This window comes from Kribbella sp. NPDC006257 (assembly GCF_040613535.1).
In the GTDB taxonomy this organism is placed as follows: domain Bacteria; phylum Actinomycetota; class Actinomycetes; order Propionibacteriales; family Kribbellaceae; genus Kribbella.
The window spans coordinates 163,870-185,077 of sequence record NZ_JBEXSJ010000013.1; the positions used below are offsets into that span (position 1 = coordinate 163,870).

Annotated in this window: 11 protein-coding genes; all 11 read left to right on the forward strand. The window is 68.1% G+C overall.

The features are described from left to right. Window positions 1-31: 31 nt before the first annotated feature. The 11 genes from ABZ004_RS18330 (at window position 32) to ABZ004_RS18380 (ending at window position 21,139) form a co-directional block, all read left to right on the forward strand. Window positions 32-4,933 (forward strand): amino acid adenylation domain-containing protein, encoded by a 4,902-nt coding sequence (locus ABZ004_RS18330; RefSeq protein WP_355681056.1) that lies wholly within the window; start codon window positions 32-34, stop codon window positions 4,931-4,933. Between the two features lie 3 nt (window positions 4,934-4,936). Then, window positions 4,937-14,002, forward strand: a complete 9,066-nt coding sequence (locus ABZ004_RS18335) for an amino acid adenylation domain-containing protein (protein WP_355681057.1) — start codon at window positions 4,937-4,939, stop codon at window positions 14,000-14,002. A gap of 12 nt (window positions 14,003-14,014) precedes the next feature. Beyond that, window positions 14,015-14,947: an ornithine carbamoyltransferase gene (locus tag ABZ004_RS18340; protein ID WP_355681058.1), complete on the forward strand. Its 933-nt coding sequence runs from the start codon at window positions 14,015-14,017 to the stop codon at window positions 14,945-14,947. Next, window positions 14,944-16,197: an MFS transporter gene (locus tag ABZ004_RS18345; RefSeq protein ID WP_355681059.1), complete on the forward strand. Its 1,254-nt coding sequence runs from the start codon at window positions 14,944-14,946 to the stop codon at window positions 16,195-16,197. The genes ABZ004_RS18340 and ABZ004_RS18345 overlap by 4 nt, the downstream gene beginning before the upstream one ends. Continuing rightward, window positions 16,190-16,402: a hypothetical protein gene (locus tag ABZ004_RS18350; protein ID WP_355681060.1), complete on the forward strand. Its 213-nt coding sequence runs from the start codon at window positions 16,190-16,192 to the stop codon at window positions 16,400-16,402. The genes ABZ004_RS18345 and ABZ004_RS18350 overlap by 8 nt, the downstream gene beginning before the upstream one ends. Window positions 16,403-16,474: 72 nt before the next feature. Then, a complete protein-coding gene (locus tag ABZ004_RS18355) occupies window positions 16,475-17,398 on the forward strand; it encodes a hypothetical protein (protein WP_355681061.1) in 924 nt (307 codons plus the stop codon). Then, window positions 17,395-18,162 (forward strand): DUF6182 family protein, encoded by a 768-nt coding sequence (locus ABZ004_RS18360; RefSeq protein ID WP_355681062.1) that lies wholly within the window; start codon window positions 17,395-17,397, stop codon window positions 18,160-18,162. The genes ABZ004_RS18355 and ABZ004_RS18360 overlap by 4 nt, the downstream gene beginning before the upstream one ends. 74 nt (window positions 18,163-18,236) lie before the next feature. Continuing rightward, window positions 18,237-19,178, forward strand: coding sequence for a TauD/TfdA family dioxygenase (locus ABZ004_RS18365; protein WP_355681063.1), 942 nt, complete (start codon window positions 18,237-18,239; stop codon window positions 19,176-19,178). Window positions 19,179-19,206: 28 nt separating this feature from the next. Beyond that, on the forward strand, window positions 19,207-20,208 hold the full coding sequence (locus tag ABZ004_RS18370) for a TauD/TfdA family dioxygenase (RefSeq protein ID WP_355681064.1): 1,002 nt from the start codon (window positions 19,207-19,209) through the stop codon (window positions 20,206-20,208). Further along, window positions 20,205-20,942, forward strand: a complete 738-nt coding sequence (locus tag ABZ004_RS18375) for an alpha/beta fold hydrolase (RefSeq protein ID WP_355681065.1) — start codon at window positions 20,205-20,207, stop codon at window positions 20,940-20,942. Before ABZ004_RS18370 ends, ABZ004_RS18375 begins: the two co-directional genes overlap by 4 nt. Beyond that, the gene (locus ABZ004_RS18380; RefSeq protein ID WP_355681066.1) at window positions 20,939-21,139 is read left to right on the forward strand and encodes an MbtH family protein; all 201 of its coding nucleotides are present in this window, start codon (window positions 20,939-20,941) and stop codon (window positions 21,137-21,139) included. Before ABZ004_RS18375 ends, ABZ004_RS18380 begins: the two co-directional genes overlap by 4 nt. Window positions 21,140-21,208 lie beyond the last annotated feature (69 nt).

Here is a 21,208-nt window from a genome sequence, read left to right on the forward strand (position 1 = left end):
CGTTCGAGACTTCCGCCAGGAGACGACTGCCATGAGTGTGCAGACCACCGACACCACTTTGATCCCTGCCCTCGTGGCCCAGCAGGCGGCGAGCGCGCCGACCGCGACGGCCGTCGTCGACGGTGATCGCGAGCTCAGCTATGCCGAGCTGGACCAGCGGGCCGGCCGGCTGGCCCACCTGCTGCTGGAGGAAGGGGCCGGCCCGGAGACCGTGGTCGGTGTCGCGCTCGACCGCGGCATCGACCTGGTCGTCGCACTGCTCGCGGTGTGGCGGACCGGCGCGGGCTTCGTGACCATCGACCCGTCGTACCCGGCGGCCCGGCTGCAGTGGCTGCTCAACGACACCGGCGCCGAGGTGGTGCTCGCCGAGCACCACCTCACCGAGGCGATCGAGGCGGCCGGCGCCCGGGTCGTCGTACCGTCCCGGCTGGTCACCGCGATCGCCGTCCGGCCGGTCAGCCCGGTCGCCGTGACGGACCCGGACGCACTCGCCTACGTCATGTACACCTCCGGGTCGACCGGTCAGCCCAAGGGTGTCGCGGTCACCCACGCCGGGATAGCGAACCGGGTCCGCTGGGCCGTCGACGCGCAGGCACTGACGGCGAGCGACCGGATCCTGCAGAAGACCCGGATCACCTTCGACGCCATGGTGTGGGAGTTCTTCGGACCTCTCGTCAGTGGCGGAACCGTCGTCCTCGCGCCTGCGGGCTCCGAGAGCGACCCCAAGGCTCTGCTGGAGGCAGTGACCCGGCAGCGCATCACCGTCCTCCAGGTCGTTCCGTCCGTACTCCGGTTGTTGGTGGACGAGTCCGGCTGGGACGCAACTGGTTCCCTGCGACTCGTGTCCTGCGCAGGCGAGCCGCTGCACGCGGAGCTGGCCCAGCGACTGCTGAAGTGCACCGATGTGGAGCTGTGGAACACCTACGGCCCGACCGAGTGCTCGATCGACGTCACCGCGTTCCGCTTCGACGCCGAGCAGAAGACCGGCCCGGTGCCGATCGGCCGCCCGATCAAGGGCATGCGCGTCCTCGTCCTCGACCCGGTCACCGGTTCGCCGGCCGCGGTCGGTGCCGTCGGTGAGCTGTACGCCGGTGGTGTGGGCGTCGCGCGCGGTTACCTGAATCGTCCGGACCTGACGGCCGAGCGGTTCGTCCCGGACCCGTACGGCAAGAACGGCTGGCGGCTGTACCGCACCGGCGACCTGGTTCGCTGGCGCGAGGACGGCAACCTGGAGTACGTCGGCCGCACCGACGACCAGGTGAAGATCAACGGTGTCCGGTTGGAGCCGGGCGAGATCGAGGCCGCGCTGACCGCGCACTCGAACGTCGCGGGTGCCGTGGTCACCGCGAAGGCGAAGGCCGACGGGAGCACTCAGCTGGTTGCCTATGTGACGGCAGTCAGCACCGAGGGCCTGCGCGACCACCTCCTGGATCGCCTCCCCGAGACCCACGTGCCGAGCGTGTTCGTGGCCGTCGACGAGTTCCCGCTGACGCCCAACGGCAAGGTGGATAAGGCGGCGCTGCCCGACCCGTTCAGCCGGGACGCTCGCGAGTACATCGCGCCCCGGACGACCGCGGAGCAGCTGGTCGCGGATGTCTGGCGGCAGCTGCTCGGTGTCGAGCAGATCAGCGTCCACGACAGCTTCTTCGAACTGGGCGGCACCTCGCTCACCCTCACCCGGCTGGCCAACCAGCTGCGGTCGACCGCGGGCGGCGAGATCCAGCTCCGTGGGTTGCTCAGGGCAACGACCGTCGAGGCCCAGGCGAAGCTGATCTCCGCCGTGATGGACGACGGCACCCAGCTCACCGCCGTACCGCGGACCGGTGCTCTGCCGCTCTCCGCGAGCCAGCGCCGCCTGTGGTTCATGGAGCAGCTGGAGGCCGGCAGCAGCGAGTGGGTCGCCCCGACCTTCCTGCGAGTCCCCACGGACACCCCGTTCACCAAGGTCCAGAAGGCCGTCGACGCGCTGGTCGCGCGGCACGAGACGCTGCGCACCCGCTACCAGGTGATCGATGGCGAGCCCACCCAGGTGATCGACACGCCGGCTCCGGTCGAGCTTCGCGTGCAGGACATCTCCGGGGACGAGCTGGCCCACGTACTGACCGAAGAGTTCAGCACCGGCTTCGACCTGGTCAACGGGCCGGTACTCCGGGCGCTGCTGACCCGGTCGCCGCGCGAGCACCTGCTGACGCTCGCGATCCACCACATCGCCACCGACGGCTGGTCCGCCTCCGTCCTCGCCCGCGACTTCGCGGCTCTGCTCAAGGGCGAAAACCTTCAGCCCCTGGAGATCCAGTACGCCGACTACGCGGCCTGGCAGCAGCGGACGCTGACCGAAGAGGTCATCGCGCAGGAGCTCGACCACTGGCGGACCGCCCTCGACGGCGTCGTACCGCTCGACCTGCCGACCGACCACAGCCGGCCACTCACCCGCGACCCGCAGGGCGCGATGGTGACCTTCACGATCCCCGCCGACCTGGCCACCGCGCTCGACAACCTCGGCCGTAAACACGGCTGTACGCCGTTCAGCACCCTGCTGACCGCCTACGCCACCGTGCTCGCCCGGTTCAGCGGGACCTGGGACGTGACCGTCGGCGCGCCGGTCGCCGGTCGCGACCTCGGTCAGCTGGAGAACCTGGTCGGCTTCTTCCTGAACACCGTCGTACTGCGGTGCAAGCTGGCCGCGGACCTCTCCTTCGACGCGTCGCTGGAACTCGTCCGGGCCGCCTGCGAGGACGCGTTCGCCCACTCGGCCCTGCCCTTCGACCGGCTGGTCGACGAGCTGGCCGCGGACCGCGACCTGTCCCGTACGCCGCTCTACCAGGCCGCCTTCGACTTCCACGGCGAAGGCTTCTCCGGTGCCGAGGGCAACGAGTCCGACCTGGCAACCATCGAGGCCGCCCTGCAGGTCGCCAAGACCGACCTGACGCTGAACATGCGCAAGCTGGCCGACGGATCGTTGCTCGGCGCAATGGAGTACGCGACGGCACTGTTCGACCGCGACACGATCGAACGGATCACCGCCGCCTTCCTCCAGTTACTCGAGACCTTCGCCGCCGCGCCGGCCACCGCGCTCGGCTCGGTCGACCTGCTCTCCGCGGCCGACCGGCACCAGTTGCTCATCGGCTGGAACGAGACGGCTGTCAAGGTTCCCGCCTTGACCGCAACCCAGCGTTTCGAGGCACAAGCCCTGGAGACTCCCGACGCGATCGCGGTTTCCAGCGAGGGCGGCGGCAAGTCGTACAAGTGCCTGGACCGGAACGCCAACCGGGTCGCGCATCACCTGGCGGCGCGAGGAGTCAAGCCCGGCGACGTGGTGGCCGTCCTGCTCGATCGCGGACCGCTGCTGCTGGCCGCGATGCTCGGTGCCTGGAAGGCGGGTGCGGCATACCTGCCGATCGACCCGTCGACCCCGGCGGACCGGATCGCTTACCTGCAAGAGGATGCGGCCGTCCACACCACGATCACCCAGGCCCGGTACGCCGAGGTTGCCGGAAGCAACGTCGTACTGGTCGACCAGGACGCGGACCTGATCGCTGCCCGGTCGAGCGAGCCGCTGGACATCGAGGCCGACCTGGACGCCACGGCGTACATCATCTACACGTCGGGCTCGACCGGTAAGCCGAAGGGCGTCGACGTGCCGCACCGCGGTCTGATCAATCACCTGGACTGGGCGGCTCGCGAGCTGGCCGGTGCGGGGACGGGTGGCGCGCCGGTGTTCTCCTCTGTCGCCTTCGACCTGGGTGTGCCGAACCTCTGGGCACCCCTGCTGGCCGGACAGACCGTGCACATGATGCCGGCCGACCTCGACCTCGGTGATCTCGGCAAGGCGATGGCCGCCAACGCGCCGTACAGCTTCGTGAAGCTGACGCCGTCGCACCTGGAGATCCTCTCCGCCCAGCTGACCGCGGAGCAGGCCCAGCGCCTGGCCGAGGTGCTGGTCGTGGCGGGGGAACCCTTCACCAGAAGGGCTTTGGAGGCCTGGCGGGCACTCGCGCCGGACGTTCGGGTCATCAACGAATACGGACCCACTGAAGCCTCGGTCGGTACGTCGATCTACCCGGTGCCGGCGGACGACAAGTCCGACGTACTGCCGATCGGGTTGCCGCTGCCGAACATGACGATGTACGTCCTCGATGCCGACCGGCAGCCGGTGCCGGTCGGAGTCGTGGGGGAGCTGTACGTCGGCGGCACCGGCGTGGCCAACGGCTACGTCAACCGTCCCGAACTGACCGCCGAGAAGTTCATCGAGAGCTCCTACGGCCGCCTCTACCGCACCGGCGACCTGGTCCGGCGCCGTCCGGACGGGAACGTCGAGTTCCTCGGCCGGACCGACCACCAGGTGAAGATCCGCGGCTACCGGATCGAACCCGAGGAGATCCAGATCGTTCTGGCCGCCCACTCCGGCGTCACCGACGCCCTGGTGATCGCCCGCGAGGACAAGCCAGGCGACCTACGGCTCGTCGCGTACTACGTGGGCACGGCCACCGAGGCTGACCTGGCTGCGCACGCGGCCCAGTCGCTGCCGGACTACCTGGTGCCGGCCGCGTTCGTCGCTCTCGAAGCTCTGCCGCTGAACGCCAACGGCAAAGTCGACCGGGCCGCCCTACCGGTCCCGGAGAACACCGGCACCGAAGAGCTGGAACTGCCGGGCACTGTCGTCGAGGAACGAATCGCCGAGATCTGGGCCGAGTTGCTCGACCGCCAGGTCGGCATCCGGGAGAACTTCTTCCGCAGCGGCGGCAACTCGATCCTGGCGATCCGGCTGATCGCGAAGCTGCAGAACGCGTTCGAGATCGACCTACCGGTCCGCGCCGTCTTCGAAGGCCCGACGGTCGCCGAACTGGCCGCCGCGGTCGAGGACCGGATCCGGGCCGAGATCGAGGCACTGACCGACACCGAAGTACTTGCTTCCACTGTTGAGGAGAACTAGGCGATGACCACCGCTGACGCCCGCGAAGAACTGCTCCGCCGCCGGCTGGCCGGCGTGCGGGGAGGCAATCGGTCGACGATCGCCAAGGCCGACCGGACCAAGCCGCTGCCGTTGTCCTTCGGCCAGCAGCAGATGTGGTTCCTGAACCGGCTGGACACCGACAGCTCGGAGTACCTGCTGCCGGCCGCGCTCCGGATGCGCGGACCGCTCGACCTCGACGCACTCCGCCGGGCCTGGTCGGACCTGCTCGCCCGGCACGAGATCCTGCGCACCCGCTACGAGCTGCAGAACGGCGACCCGATCCAGATCGTCGACCTCAACGGCGGCAGCGAACTCGGCTTGGTGGACGTCAGCGACGTCCCGGCCGCCGAGCGCGAAGCCAAGCTGACCGACCTGGTCGCGCTGGAGACGTCGGCCGGCTTCGACCTCGAACGCGAGTGGCCTGCCCGCGCGACGCTGTTGCGTGCGGCAACCGATGACCACCTGCTCGTCGTCGTCCTGCACCACATCGCAGGTGACGCCTGGTCGACCGAGCAGCTGTCGGCAGAGCTCAGCGAGCTGTACGGCGCTCACGTCGCCGGCGTATCTCCGTCGCTCGATGAGCTGCCGCTGCAGTATGCCGACTTCGCCGCCTGGCAGCGGTCGCAGGATCTGACCAAGGAGATCGGCTGGTGGCGTGAGCAGCTGGACGGGATCCGCCCGGTCGATCTGCCGTCGGACCGGCCACGTCCGGCGGTCCGGAGCAAGGCCGGTGCCGACCTCCCGTTCGCTCTACCGGACGGTCTGGCGGGCAAGGTGCGCGAGCTGGCACGCAAGCACGACACCACGCCGTTCGTGGTGATGCTGACGGCGTACCAGCTGATGCTCTCGCGCTACACCGGTGAGCAGGATGTTGCAGTCGGCACCGTTGTCTCCGGCCGGACCCGGCCCGAGCTGCAGCAGATGATCGGCTACGGGATCAACACCCTGGTGATCCGCAACCGCTGGTCTGGCGACCCGACCTTCGAGTCGCTGGTCAAGGAGACCCGGGCTCGGGTGCTGGACGCGCATGACCACCAGACCGTGCCGTTCGCCAAGCTGGTGGACGAGTTGCAGCCGGAGCGGGACATGTCGCGGCCGCCGCTGTTCCAGGTCGCCTTCATCGTGCGGCAGGCGCAGCCCGACGCGTTCACGCTCGGCGAGGTGGTGGTCGAGCCGGTGCAGAGCGACTTCGCCGTGGCCAAGTTCGACCTGAACCTGAAGCTGACCGAGACGACCGACGGCGCGCTGGACGGCGTACTGACCTACGCGACCGCGTTGTTCGACCAGTCGACGGTGCAGCGGATGGCCGGCCACTTCGTCCGGCTGCTCGCTGCTGCGGTGGAGGCTCCGGCGACCCGGTTATCTGTGGTGGAGATGTTCGGCCCGGCCGAATCCGACCAGCTGACCGACGGCTTCGCGAGCAGCGGAGGCGAGCTGGAGATCACCGCTCCCGTCTACCTCCAGGTCGCTCGGCAGCCCACTGATGAGGTCGCGGTCGTCGACGGCGAGACCGAGCTGTCGTACGGCGAACTGAACGCGCGTGCGAACCGGCTCGCCCGGTTCCTCGTCGACGAAGGTGTTGGACCCGAGTCGCGGGTCGCCGTTGCGATGCCGCGATCGGCCGACCTGATCGTCGCGGTACTGGCTGTTCTGAAGGCCGGTGGCGCCTATGTCCCGATCGACCCGGACTACCCGGCCGACCGGAACAGCTACATCCTCGAGGACTCCGAGCCCGAGCTGATCCTGGTCTCCGGTGCCTCTACGTCGGGGCTGCCGGCAACTTCCGTTCCGACCGTTGCCGTCGACTACCAGGCACGCTTCACCGGCTTCTCGACCGCGGATCTCGGCGTCACGGCCGGGCCCGACAACCCGGCGTACCTGATCTACACCTCCGGCTCGACCGGGCGGCCGAAGGGCGTCGTGATCGAGCACCGCCAGCTATCCGGCTACCTCGCCTGGTGCGCCCGGGAGTACGAAGGTCTGGCCGGCTCCTCGCTGCTGCACTCGTCGGTGTCGTTCGACCTGACGGTGAACGCCTTGTGGGGTCCACTGGTGCTCGGCGGTCGCGTTGTCATCGGCTCCCTGGATGGCAGCGCGCCCGCCCCGGCCATCGCGCCGACCTTCGTCAAGGTGACCCCGAGCCACCTGCCGTTCCTGGTCGAGCTGCCGGACGCGTTCTCTCCGACGGTCGACCTGATGACCGGTGGCGAGGCGCTCACCGGCGAGTCTGTCGACGCCTGGCGGGCCAAGCACCCGGGCGTGACCGTGATCAACGAGTACGGGCCGACCGAGACGACCGTCGGCTGCACGGCGTTGCGGATCGAGCCGGACGATGAGCTGCCCGCGGGCGGCCTGGCGATCGGCAAGCCGATGCCGAACTCGCGGATCTACGTGCTCGACGCGTTCCTGCGGCCGGCGCCGATCGGTGTCGTCGGCGAGGTCTACGTCGCCGGTGACTGTGTCGCTCGCGGCTACCTGAACCGTCCCGACCTGACCGCCGAGAAGTTCGTGGCCTGCCCGTGGGGTGCGCCCGGCGAGCGGATGTACCGCACCGGCGACCTGGCCGCCTGGGACCTCGACGGCACGCTGACCTGCCCCAGCCGGGTGGACAACCAGGTGAAGATCCACGGCTACCGGATCGAGCTCGGCGAGATCGAGACGACGCTGCTGCGGCACAGCGGGATCAGCCAGGCGATCGTGATCGCCCGCGATGGGCTCGCCGGTGACAAGCGGCTGGTCGCGTACGTCGTACCGGCTGCCGGGGTGGAGCTGAACCAGGCCGGGTTGCGGGGGCATGTCCAGGAGTGGCTGCCGGAGTACATGGTGCCGTCCGCGTTCGTCGTACTGGACGCGATTCCGCTCACCGAGAACGGCAAGACCGACCTTCGTGCGCTGCCGGCTCCGGGAGCACCGGCGCAGGACGCGACGCCGACGGTGGTTGCCCGGACCACGACCGAGGAGCAGCTGGCCGCGGTCTGGGGCAAGGTGCTCGGCCTCACCGAGGTCGACGTCCGGACCAGCTTCTTCGAACTCGGCGGCGACTCGCTCAGCGCGGTCGCGGTGGTCGGCGCGCTGCGCGAGACCGGCGTGGACGTGGCGGTCTGGGACGTCTTCGAGTACCGCACCGTCGCGGCGCTCGCGGAGAAGCTGACCGGCCGCGCGGCCAAGGAGGAGACGTTCGTCGAGCCCTTCGCGCTGATCACGGCCGACGACCGCGAACAGCTGCCGGAAGGGGTGACCGATGCCTATCCGTTGTCTCAAGCGCAGACCGGCATGGTGGCGGAGATGCTGGCTGGAGAAGACGAGGCGCACTACCACAACACGACCTCGCACCGGATCCTCGACGACCGGCCGATCGACGCCGCCGCGCTGCAGCGGGCAGCCGCGGTCCTGGTCGAGCGACACGAGAACCTGCGCACGTCGATCGACCTAGGAACGTACTCGCGACCGCTGCAGCTGATCCACGCGACCGCGACGATGCCGATCGGGATCACCGCACTCGGTGACGTCACGGCGACTGAGCGGGACGAGGCTCTGCGAGCGTTCCGTACTGCGGAGCGCGCCAACCCGTTCGACCTCTCGTCGCCCGCCCTGCTGCGTTTCCACGTGCACACGACGGCGGAGACCGACGGCTGGTGGCTGACCAGCACCGAGTGCCACGCTGTCTCCGAAGGCTGGAGCTACCACTCGCTCCTGATGGAGCTCGTCACCACCTACCGAGCGATCCGCGACGGTGTCGAGCTGGAGACCTTCGAGGCGCCCAAGGTCCGGTACGCCGACTTCATCGCCGGCGAGCTCGCGTCGGTTGCCTCCGCGGAGGACAAGGCCTACTGGCTGAACGTTGCCACCGGCTACAACCCGGTCGAGCTGCCGACCGGCTGGGGCGAGGAGACCTCCAGCGCCCTGTACGCCGGTGCGCGGAGCATGGATCTCGAAGACGGCCTGCGAGCCCTTGCTGCCAAGGCGGATGCATCGCTGAAGAGCGTCATGCTCGCCGCGCACATCAAGGTGATGAGCCTGCTGAGCGCCGAGACGTCGTTCACCACAGGCCTCGTCTGCGACGCCCGTCCCGAGGCCGCCGGCGCCGACAAGGTGCACGGGATGTACCTGAACACGCTGCCCTTCCCGGTCGAGCGTGGTGCTCGGACCTGGCGCGAGCTGGTCGAGCAGACCTTCGCACGCGAGCTGGAGCTCTGGCCACACCGCCGCTACCCGATGCCGCAGATCCAGCGCGACTCAGGCCAGCGCCTGATCAACGTGTTCTTCAACTACCAGGACTTCCGTCAGCTCGACGACGACCTGGTCGACCCGTACGCCGGGGAGACCTACGAGTCGCTCGACGACATGCCGGTCGTCGCCGCCCGCCGGATGAGCCTGCAGAACGAGAGCATCACCGAGGTACCGCTGACGGTCTCGTCGCGCGGCGGCTACGTCATCCTGACCGCGGACTCCCGGGTGATCAGCCTGGAGAACGCCGAGCGGCTGGCCGGGATCTACCGGTCGGTGCTCGAAGCGATGGCCGCCGATCCGGAAGGCTCTGCTCTTCTGAGTCACTTGCCGGCCGGTGAGTCAGCGCAGGTACTGCGTGAGTTCGCGAACGGACCCGATGGTGACCTCGAGCCGCCGACGCTGCTCGAACTGGTCGAGGACTCAGTGGTCCGGCTGCCGCAGAAGACCGCGTTGCTTGCGCCGCGACTCGAGCTGACCTATGCGGAACTCGATGAGCAGGCGAACAAACTGGCCCGGTTGCTGATCGCCCGGGGCGTCGGTCCCGAGTCTCGGGTCGCCGTGGCGTTGCCGCGCTCGCCGGAGATGATCGTGGCGTTGCTCGCGGTACTCAAGGCCGGTGGCGCGTACGTGCCGATCGACCCGGAGAACCCGGCCGACCGGGTGGAGTACGTGCTCACCGACTCGACCCCGATCCTGCTGCTGACGGCCGGCAACCTGCTCGACCGGCTGCCCGTCGGCGACGTACCGGTGCTGCTCACCGACGCAGCGTCGTACGCCGATCAGTCGGGTGAGCCGATCACGGACGCCGACCGGATCTCGCCGCTGAGGCGGGAGAACGCGATCTACCTGATCTACACCTCCGGCTCGACCGGCAAGCCGAAGGGCGCCGTCCTGGAACACCGCCAGGTGGCGAACTACCTGGCCTGGTGCGCGCAGGATGTCGCGGCATTGGCGGAGTCCTCGCTGCTGCACTCGTCAGCGTCGTTCGACCTGACCGTGAACGCGCTCTGGGGACCGTTGGCTCTTGGCGGCACCGTGATCGTCGGGGCGCTGGACGGGACCGAGGAAGAACCGATGGCCAAGCCGGCCTTCGTCAAGGTGACCCCGAGCCACCTGCCGATGCTGGCCGAGCTGTCCCAGGACTGGTCGCCCGCCGGGATGTTGATGACCGGCGGAGAACCCCTGCTCGGTGAGGTCATGCAGGCCTGGCGGGCGGCCAACCCTTCTGTTGCCGTGATCAACGAATACGGTCCGACCGAGACCACGGTGGCGGTCACCGCGATCGCCTTCGAGCCCGGCGACGAACTGCCTGATGGTCCGGTCACCATCGGCCGGCCGATGCCGAACATCCGGGTCTACATCCTGGATGCGAACCTGCAGCCGACACCGATCGGAGTATCCGGCGAGATGTACGTCGCCGGGCCTCAGGTCGCTCGTGGCTATCTGAACCGTCCGGACCTGTCGGCGGCCAAGTTCGTGGCCTGCCCGTGGGGCCCGCCGGGAGAGCGGATGTACCGCACCGGCGACGTGGCGGCCTGGAACGCGGACGGCACGATCAGCTGCCCGACCCGGCTCGACGACCAGGTCAAGATCCACGGGTACCGGATCGAGCTCGGCGAGGTCGAGACGACGATCCTGCGGCACCCGGCTGTGTCCCACGCGACGGTGATCGCCCGCGAGGACCGGCCTGGTGACAAGAAGCTGGTCGCGTACGTCGTACCGGCTGGTGCTTTGGATCTCGACGAGTTGCGCGAGGCCGTTGCTGGGTGGTTGCCGGAGTACATGGTGCCGGCCGCCTTCGTCCAGCTGCCTTCGTTGCCTTTGAGCGCGAGCGGGAAGCTCGATCGGGCTGCCTTGCCGGCGCCTTCGTTCACGGTGGAGACGCAGGAGTTCGTGGCGCCGAGGACCGCGGCCGAGCAGCAGGTGGCTGCGGTGTGGCGGAAGGCGCTCGGGATCGACCGGGTGGCTGCGTTCGACAGCTTCTTCGATCTGGGTGGCGACTCGATCAGCGCCGTCTCGGTGGTCGGTGGACTTCGGCGCGCTGGGCTGGATGCCGGCGTACGGGATGTCTTCGAGCTGCGGACCGTGGCTGCTCTGGCGGAGAAGATCACTGGGCGTCCGGCCGTGGTGGCAGAGGCTGCTGTTGAGCCGTTCGCGTTGATCTCGTCGGATGACCGGGCACTGGTGCCGGCGGGTGTGGTGGATGCGTATCCGTTGTCCGAGGCGCAGACCGGGATGATGGTCGAGTTGCTGTCGAGTGAGACGCCGCGGAACTACCACAACGTGGTGTCCACGCGGCTGACTGACGAGAAGCCCTTGTCCGTTGAGGCTCTCCGGCAAGCGGCTGCGTTGCTGCTGGAGCGTCATGAGGTACTGCGAACAGGTGTCGACCTGGAAAACTTCTCGGTGCCGATGCAGCTGGTGCACGCGACTGCCGTGCTTCCTCTGCATGTTGAGGATCTGACGGGCCTCTCGTCTGATGCCCAAACTGGGGCTATTGCCGCCTTCAAGGCTGGTGAGCAGGCGACGCACTTCAACCATGAGGAGCCGCCGTTGCTGCGGCTGGCTGTGCACAGGATCGACGAGCACAGCTGGGAGGCGACCGTCACTCAGAACCACGTGATTCTCGAAGGTTGGAGTCATCACGGTCTGGTGATGGAGTTGCTCGACTATTACCTGCGGTTCCGGGACGGGCTGGAGCAGGCGCCGTACGAGGCTCCGCCGGTGCGGTTCGCGGATGCGATCGCGGGTGAGCTCAAGGCGCTGGAGTCCTCGGAGGATCGGGCGTACTGGGCGAAGGTGGCGGCGCTGCCGAAGTTCACGATCCCTGCGGGGTGGGCCGGCGATCCGGCGGGCGAGCGTACGGCGTACCGGATCGAGGTTTCGTATGCGGACCTGGAGCAGAAGCTGCGGGCGGTCGCATCCGAGGCGCAGACGTCGCTGAAGAGCGTGTTCTTCGCTGCTCATCTGGCGGTGCTCTCGTCGCTGACGGACAGCCGTGAGTTCCACAGCGGGCTGACTTGTCACATCAGGCCTGCTGTTGAAGGGGCTGAGCGGGTTTATGGCATGCACCTGAACATGCTGCCCGTGCGTCATCGCCGGGAAGCCGGTTCGTGGCGTGAGCTGGTGGCGCGGACGTTCGCGGCTGAGGCCGATCTGTGGCCGTACCGGTTCTTCCCGATGCCGGTGATCCAGCGGGAGTTCAGCTCGCAGCGACGGTTGCTGGACGTGTTCTTCAGCTACCAGGACTACTCGTCGGTGGCGGCGAAGGCGGACGGCAGTGGGATCGAGGGGCTGGACGCGAGTGTGGCCAGCGGGACGACCGAGTTCCCGTTGTCGGTCGCGACCGGGCCTGGCTATCTGGCTGTTCGGTCGAACACTCACGCGCTGGATCGGGCGGCGGCGGACAAGCTGGCTGCGATGTACCGGAAGGCGCTCGAGGCGATCGTCGAGGCGCCGGACGCTCGGTGGGACACCTACGAACTGCTGCCGGCTGCTGACCGCGCTGGACTGGCGGCTCGGCCTGCTGTGAAGGCTGCTGAGGAAGGTCCGGCGTTCGTGCCGCCGCGCACCGAGACGGAGAAGATCCTCGCCAAGATCTGGGCGAAGCTGCTCGACATCCCGCAGGTCGGCCGGCACGACCACTTCTTCGACCTCGGTGGCTACTCGATGCTGCTGGTCAAGACGGTCTCGAAGGCCAAGGCGAAGGGGCTGCCGCTGTCGCTGTTCATGTACTACGACAGCGACCGGCTCGACCACCTCGCACTGGCTGTTGATGCTGCCCTGGCTGCCGAGCGTGGCACCGCGCCGGCTAGCTGGTACGGGCCTGGTGTCGACATGTTGCCTTCGGCAATGGAAGAGCTTGTTGTGCCGGGTGCGGCTGTCGCTGTGATGGAAGGTGGCGAGTTGGTCGCCGTTCGTGGCTTCGGAACGGTGTCAGAAGGGGGCGAGGCGGTGACGGGGGAGACCTTGTTCACGGTGGCTTCGGTGAGCAAGCTCGTCACCTCGGTCGGTGCTTTGAAGCTGGTCGACGACGGGGTGCTTGACCTCGACGAGGACATTCACACCTACCTGACCAGCTGGGAGGTGCCGGATCGGCCGCGGGTCACTCTGCGGCAGTTGCTCGGTCACCGGTCCGGCTTCACGGTGTCGCCTGGTGGCGGGGTTGCTCCTTCCGAGGAGGCGCCGACGCTGCTCGACGTACTGAACGGAACTGGGCCTGCTTCCAACGAGCCGATCCGGTGTGAGTTCAAGCCGGGGGAGACGTTCGTCAAGGCCGGCGCCAACTTCGTCGTACTTCAGCAGCTGATCGAGGACGTCACAGGTGAGCCCTTCGAGACGGTGATGCGCCGGCTCGTGCTCGACCCGCTCGGGATGGCCGGCTCTAGCTACGACCCGTCCTTCCCTGTCACCTCGGGGCGGTCCGTCGCCCTAGGACACCTGGCCGACGGGCCGCTCGAAGGCGGCTGGCGGGTCCGGGCGGACGCCGCTTCGGGCGGTTTGTGGACCACGGCCGGTGACATCGCCACGCTCACGCTGGAGATCCGCCGGTCCTACCTCGGCCGGCCGCGGGCGTTGCTCTCGCAGGCGATCGCGCGGCAGATGCTGACCCCGTCCGGGGACGGCTCGTTCGGCCTCGGTGCGACCGCCGAACTCAACGGCGACGACGTGCAGTTCGGCCACGGCGGCGAACCGCGCGGCTACTACGGCGGCACCATCTGCCGCACCGGTCCCGGTCACGGCTTCGTGCTGCTGGCCAACACGACCGCCGGCAAGAACCTCGCCCAGGGGCTGGCCGCACGGCTGGCTTCCTCTTAAGGAGCATGGGAAATGACTGTCCGACACCTGATCTCGACCGACGATCTTTCCGACGACGAACTGCGCTATGTAGTGGATCGCGGTGACGACTTCTCGTCCGGCCGGGCTGTTCTCGATCTGCCGCTGGCCGGTCAGATCGCCGGGATCTACTTCCGCAAGACCTCGACCCGGACGCGGACGGCCTTCTCGGCCGGCGCGCTCCGGCTCGGCGCCCAGATCGTTGCCTATGGCCCCGATGACCTGCAGCTGAACACCGGCGAGACGAGCGAGGACACCGGAGCGGTGTTCTCGCGGATGCTCGACGTGCTCGTCGCCCGGACAGCTGGTGACCCGGCGGAGATGCGTGCCTGGGCCTCCCAGGACCGGATGTCGGTGATCAACGCGATGAGCTCGGCCGAACACCCGACGCAGGCGGTGACCGACCTGGTCACGCTGCAACGGCGGTTCGGCAAGATCGTGGGACTGCGGATCCTGTACGTCGGGGAGGGGAACAACTCGGCTGCCTCGATCGCCCTGGCCGCCACCCGCTACCCCGGCGTACACCTGGAACTGCGCACACCTGCCGGCTACGGCCTCGACCCGGAGATCGCCGCCCGCGCCGCTGCCCACGCTGCCCGCTGCGGCTCCACGCTGATCGAACGCCACGACATGAACGACCTGCCCGACGGCCTGGATGCCATCTACACCACCCGCTGGCAAACCACCGGCACGACGAAGCCGGATGCCAACTGGCGCGACATCTTCGCCCCCTTCCAGGTCAACCTGGCGCTCTGGGACCAGAACCCCCAGGCGATCTTCCTGCACGACCTCCCCGCCCACCGCGGCGAAGAGGTCACCGCAGAAATCCTCGACGGCCCGATGAGCATCGCCTTCGACCAGGCCGAAAACAAAATGCACGCCGCCATGTCGGTCCTCGACTGGACCCGCCGCGGGATAGTCGAATGACCACCCAGGCCGAGCAGCCCTTGGCTTTGTGGAGGAACAAGGACTTCGGGCTGCTGTGGTCTGGGGCTGCTTTTTCCATCTTGGGGATGCGGGTTTGCTCTATCGCTTGGCCGTTGCTGGTGGTTTTCGACGGGGGGTCGCCTGAACGGGCAGGGTTGGTGGGATTCGCCGCTTTGCTTCCCCAGTTGGTGATTCAATTGCCGGCGGGGGTAGTGGTCGATCGCTGGGATCGCAAGAAGGTGATGATCTCCTGCGACATCATCGGGATGGCAGCGATCGGGAGTGTTCTGGCCGCTTTGTTCATGGGTGGACTGTCTTTGCCGCATCTGCTGATTGCCGCGTTCCTGGAGGGGAGCGCGGCCATCGGGTACCAGCTCAGCGAGCGCGCCGCCGTACGGGCTGTCGTTCATCCGAAGCAGTTGCCGACAGCCCTTTCCCAGAACGAGGCCCGAAGCAAAGGCGCCGGACTACTGGGACAACCGATCTCAACGGGGTTGCTGTCCTTGGCGATGTGGATGCCGTTCATCGTCACCGTCCTCGGTCACCTGTTCTCCCTCCTCACCTTGCTCGCCATCCGGACCCCGTTCCAGAAGGAACGCCGGCAGGCCCCGCGAAGTGTTCCCAAGGAACTGGCCGAAGGTCTGCGCTGGATGCACGGACAGAGGCTCCTCCGCAGCGCACTCGTACTGATCTCGGCGACGAACATCATCACCCAGGTCCTGAGCCTGTCGATGGTCCTGATCATCCGCGAGAGCGGCCGGTCCGTCGCGACGATCGGCGTGATCGGTGTGGCCAGTGGTATCGGTGGACTGCTGGGTGCCCTGTGTGCCTCGTTCTTCATGGCCCGCTTCGGGCTGAGCACACTCTTCGTCGGCACCCTCCTGCTGCGGTTCCTGATGATCCCGACGATCGCCTTCACCGACAGCCCGCTCGTCCTGGGAGCGTTGTTCGCCGCGATGAGCTGGGCCGGCGGCCTGATGAACGTCGTCGGCGGCGTGTACCAGGTCCAGATCACGCCCGAAGAGATGCAGGGCCGAGCGGGCAGCGTCAGCTCCCTGGTGACCTCCGGCGCCAACTCGCTAGGCCCACTCACTGCAGGCCTTCTCCTGGGAGCGGTCGGTACGACGCTGACCGTCCTCTCGTCCGCCGCCGTGATGGCCGTGCTCGCCATCGCCGCGGCCGTGGCCGCCTACCGCTTCCGTTCGCCGACCTCGTCCGATGCCGAGCAAGAAGTGCCAGTGCATGTCTGAGTCCGCCGGGCTGTTGATCGCGCCGATCACGATCACAGCCACCAAGCCGCTGCTGCCCACCCACGCCAAGGGGTTCTTGTGGGTAGACGTGCTGTATCGGAGCAACCGTCTGCTCGGTGAGGTGACGTACCGCTGGAATCCGCGGCTGCCGAACCTCACCCGGGCAGACGGTCCGGTTCTGGGAGTGGACTGTTCGGCTTGTTAGTAAGGGAAATGTATGGGCGGTGCTGGCACCGTCGGGGGTCCGGTAAGAACGGACTCCGCGGAGGACAGACCCATGACACGACCTGTGACTCAGCGCCGGCCCCGAACCACGACCCGGGTCGCGGTCGTGGGTATCGACGGCGCCGGCCGTACGACGATCTGCCGGCTGCTGCAAGACGGCGGCTACCTCGACCAAGACGTGACTGTGCTTCACGCACTCCGTCCCTATGAGACACCCGGGGCACCGTTCGGGCATCTCTCCCGCAAGTTGCATTCGCTGGCTGCCGCGGCAGAGCTGCTTGGCCAGCCTGAGCTGAAAGCAGCCGCGCTCTATCTGCAGCTGTCGACGTACGCGCCGGTCGAGCACTTCCTCGTCGAGGCCTACCAGCCGGAGACGCTGGTGACCGCCGGTCATCCGTTGGTCGACACCCTCGCGCACCTGCCGATCCAGCGCCCGCCGACCGTCGCTTCTCAAGGCGACTGGCAGCACGTGATCGAGCCGGACGTACTGGAAGCGGCCGAAGCCTGGGCCGAGGGGATCGGCTGCCCGAAGGACCTGCGCGCACTCGGTCAGGAGGTGTTGTCGCTCTACCACCTTCCGCTGGACAGGTTGCTCGACCGCTTCCACCGCCGGTTCCGCGCGAACCTTCCCGACGTGGTTGTGCTGCTCGACGTGAATCCACTCGAGGCCGTACGCCGGTTGGGTGGTGAGGGCGAAGCCGACGCGGTAGAGCTGGCCCAGCGCTTGGGCGGTCCGTCGGTCACCGCGGCTCGGTTGACGATCCTGCGAGAGCAGTACCTGCGAACCGTCGACTGGCTGCAGACCACCGGAGTCGTCATACACCGTGTCGACGTCACCGGTCGCTCAGCTGCCCGCGTCGCGAACCTGGTCCGCTCGAAACTCCCGCGCACCTGGGACGCCCCACCTACCCCATCACGCCCGGAAGCCCCGCACCTGCAGTGGGCCGGCGACCTCGTGGCAGGAGTACTCGCATGAGCGGCAAGCCACTTCCCGCGCGCGGCGAACCCGGCGGTCCGCTCGACCGCCAGATCATCCTCCACAACATCTCCCAACGCCGCTGCGACCGAGCCCGCCGAGGACTTCCCGCAGCCACCCCCATCGAATGGCTCACCTGGGAACCCCGCCGCCCACCCGCCACCCAACCAGGCTCACCCACCCTCTCGGTGATCGCAGTAGTAGGCGACGTCGACTGCGAATCCTTCATCACCGGCCTCCTCGACTACCTGACCCAACTCCCCCTCAACACCCGAGACGCCTGGTGGCGAAACCTCACCAAAACCTTGTTCTTCCGAGGACGACCGGCAGACCACACTGCTGAATTCGTCGCGGGTAGCGGGACTATCGCTTGGATCGGGCCTGAGCCTGCTGAGCGGTTTGTGGGGCTTGGGCTTGAGCGGTTCTCGGGAAGTCTGAAGCTGCCTGACGAGTTCGAGCTCTACGTTCCCGGCGGCGCACCGACCGGGCGGCGGATGGCACTCCGGGTCGCCACGAAGGCGGTGACCGGGCGGGCCTATCTGACTCACATCCATCACGTGCTGGCTGAGGCGTATTTGCGGAACTTCCTCAGGCCGGGGGATCGGTTGGAGGTGCGGCATGAGGACGAACTGGATCCGGTGGAGGAGATTCCGGCCGGCAACCGCGACTTCGAGGCGCGGATTGCCAACGACTCGCGGAGCCCGGGCTGTCTGCGGCTGTACGCGAACCTCACCGTCGTTCCCGCGCTGCACGGCGCCCCGTAACAGCAGCAGAGAAAAAGTATGGCTGCCCTGACGAGAGTGGCAACTGACCAAGGACACAGGGAAGGGCTGGACAGATGAGCGCAGTGCAGCAGTGGGAGCCGCGGGTGATCACGCCCGCCGAGGCCGGTGTGACGCCGAGCGCGGCCGGGCTGATCGAGTACCTGCGGGACCGCACCGACCTCGACGACCTGCTGGTGGAGGAGAAGGCGCTGGTGTTCCGCGGCTTCGGGGTGGACCCGGACCACCTGGACCCGGTGATGGACCTGCTGCTGCCGGGCCGGCTGGCCTACGTGCATGGCAACTCGCCGCGGACCAAGGTCGGCGACAACGTGTACACCTCCACGGAGTACCCGCAGGAGTTCACGATCTCGATGCACAACGAACTCTCCTACGCGCACTCCTACCCGTCCCGGCTGATGTTCTTCTGCCAGCAGGCCGCGGAGACCGGCGGCGCCACCCCGGTGGTGGACGGGGTGCGCTGGCTGGAGGCGCTCGACGACGAGATCACCGACGCGTTCGCCGACGGCGTCCGCTACCTGCAGAACCTGCACGGCGGGATGGGCCTAGGGAAGAGCTGGCAGGACAGCTTCGAGACGTCGGACCGCGACGAGGTGACCGCCTTCCTGGCCGAGTCCGCCGCCGAGGTGGAGTGGACCAAGGACGGCGGCCTGAAGATCATCCAGTTGCGTCCGGCAACGATCAAGCACCCGGTGACGAACACCGAGGTCTGGTTCAACCAGGCCGACCAGTGGCACCCGGCCGGCCTCGGCGACGAGACCGCGCAGGCGCTGGCCCAGATCATGCCGGCCGAGGAGCTGCCGCAGGCGGTCACGCTGGCCGACGGTACGCCGATCCCGGACGCCTGGGCGATCCAGATCCGTGACCGCGGCCTGGACAGCGCCGTCGACGTGAACTGGAACACCGGCGACGTCCTGCTGATCGACAACCTGCTGGTCGGCCACGGCCGCCGCCCCTTCACCGGCCCGCGACGCGTCCTCGTCGCCATGTCCGCCTAAAGCCGAAGCCACAGAGGAGAGAAGACAGATGAGCACGCTGCCGTACCTGATCACCGGTACCCCGGACGGTCCGGGCATCGTCGAGCGGCTGACCACCGACGGCGCCGAGATCCGCAAGCTGCTGACCACCCATGGTGCCGTGATGCTGCGCGACTGCAAGGTCGACGGCGTCGCGGGCATGGAGCAGGCGGTCATCGCGCTGTCCGGCGAACCGCTGAAGTACGCGGAGCGCTCGTCGCCCCGGCGGTCCATCAAGGGCAACGTCTACACCTCGACGGATTACCCGCCGACCGAGGAGATCTTCCTGCACAACGAGAACTCCTACCAGGCCGCGTGGCCCCGGCTGCTCTACTTCTACTGCGACATCGAGCCGGAGACCCAGGGCGCGACCCCGCTCGCCGACATCCGCAAGGTGTACGACGCGATCGACCCGGCCGTCCGCGAAGAGTTCGCCCGCCGCAAGTGGATGGTCGTCCGCAACTTCCACGAGGACTTCGGCGTCGCCTGGCAGCACGTGTTCGACACCGACAGCCGCAGCGACGTGGAAGCACACTGCGCCCGCAACGGCCTGAAGACCGAATGGATCGGCGACGGCGGCCTCCGTACGACGGCCGTCCGCGAGCCGATCCGGATCCACCCGGACACCGGCGACCACGTCTGGTTCAACCACATCACCTTCTTCCACCACACCACGCTGCCGGCCTCGATCCGCGAGGGCCTGCTGGCCTTCCTGACCGAGGACGAGCTGCCGACCAACACGTACTACGGCGACGGCGGCCGGATCCCCGACGACGTGATGGATCACCTGCGCGCGGCGTACCGCAAGGAGTGGACCCGGATCGACTGGAAGCAGGGTGACCTGCTGCTGGTGGACAACATGCTGTCCAGCCACGCCCGGGAGCCGTTCACCGGTCCGCGCAAGATCGCGGTCGCGATGGCCGAGGCCTTCCAGCCTGACGCCACCTCGGTGCCGCCGGTCGAGGCCGCCCTCAAGCCGTCCGACGCCGCAAGGATCGGAGCACCGGCGTGAGCTGGTTCCGGACCTACACCCCGAGGCCGCAGGCCACCCTCCGTCTGGTGTGCTTCCCGCACGCCGGCGGGGCGGCCAGCGCCTACCGTGACTGGGCTGCCCGGCTGCCCGAGGACATCGAGCTGGTCGCGGTCCAGTACCCCGGCCGGCAGGACCGCTTCCACGACCGGCTGCTGACCGACTTCACCGCGCTGGTGGACGGGATCACCGAGGAGCTCAAGACGCTCCAAGGACCGACCGCGTACTTCGGGCACAGCATGGGCGCGACCGTCGCCTTCGAGGCCGCCCGTCAACTGGATGCCCGCGGCAACGGACCGATCCGCCTGTTCGCCTCGGCCCGTATGGCGCCCGCGGTGGCCACCCGGCTCGGGATCAGCTTCGACACCGAGGACCAGGTGATGACCTACATCCGCAGCCTCGGCGGAGCCGGTATCGAGCTGCTGGACGACCCGGACCTGCGCGAGCTGGCGCTGCCGATGCTGCAGGCCGATTTCCGGCTGATGGAGAGCTACCAGTACAAGGCCGGCGCCCGGCTCAGCTGCCCGATCACCGTGCTGGCCGGCTCCGACGACCACACCTTCGGGGCGGCCGATGCCGAGCACTGGGCGCAGCACACCACAGCCGGGATCACCACCGAAACCCTGCCTGGCGGTCACTTCTACACCGAAGAGGTGCCCGGCCTGGTCACTGACCTGATCGCCCGTACGTTCACCACCGAGGGAGCACACCCGTGAGCACCAATCCGTTCGAGGACGACAGCGCCACCTACCTGGTGCTGCGCAACGACGAGGGCCAGTACTCGCTCTGGCCGGAGTTCGCCGCCGTACCGGCCGGCTGGAATGTCGCGCTGGACCGCAGCGAGCGGGCCGCCTGCGTCGACTTCATCAACAGCAGCTGGACCGACATGCGGCCCGCCAGCGTCCGCGTCTAACACCAACCCTGTCCGGCTGCATTCATTCAAGAAGACCTTTCCATTCTCCCGCCCTTCTGCCGAAGCGGC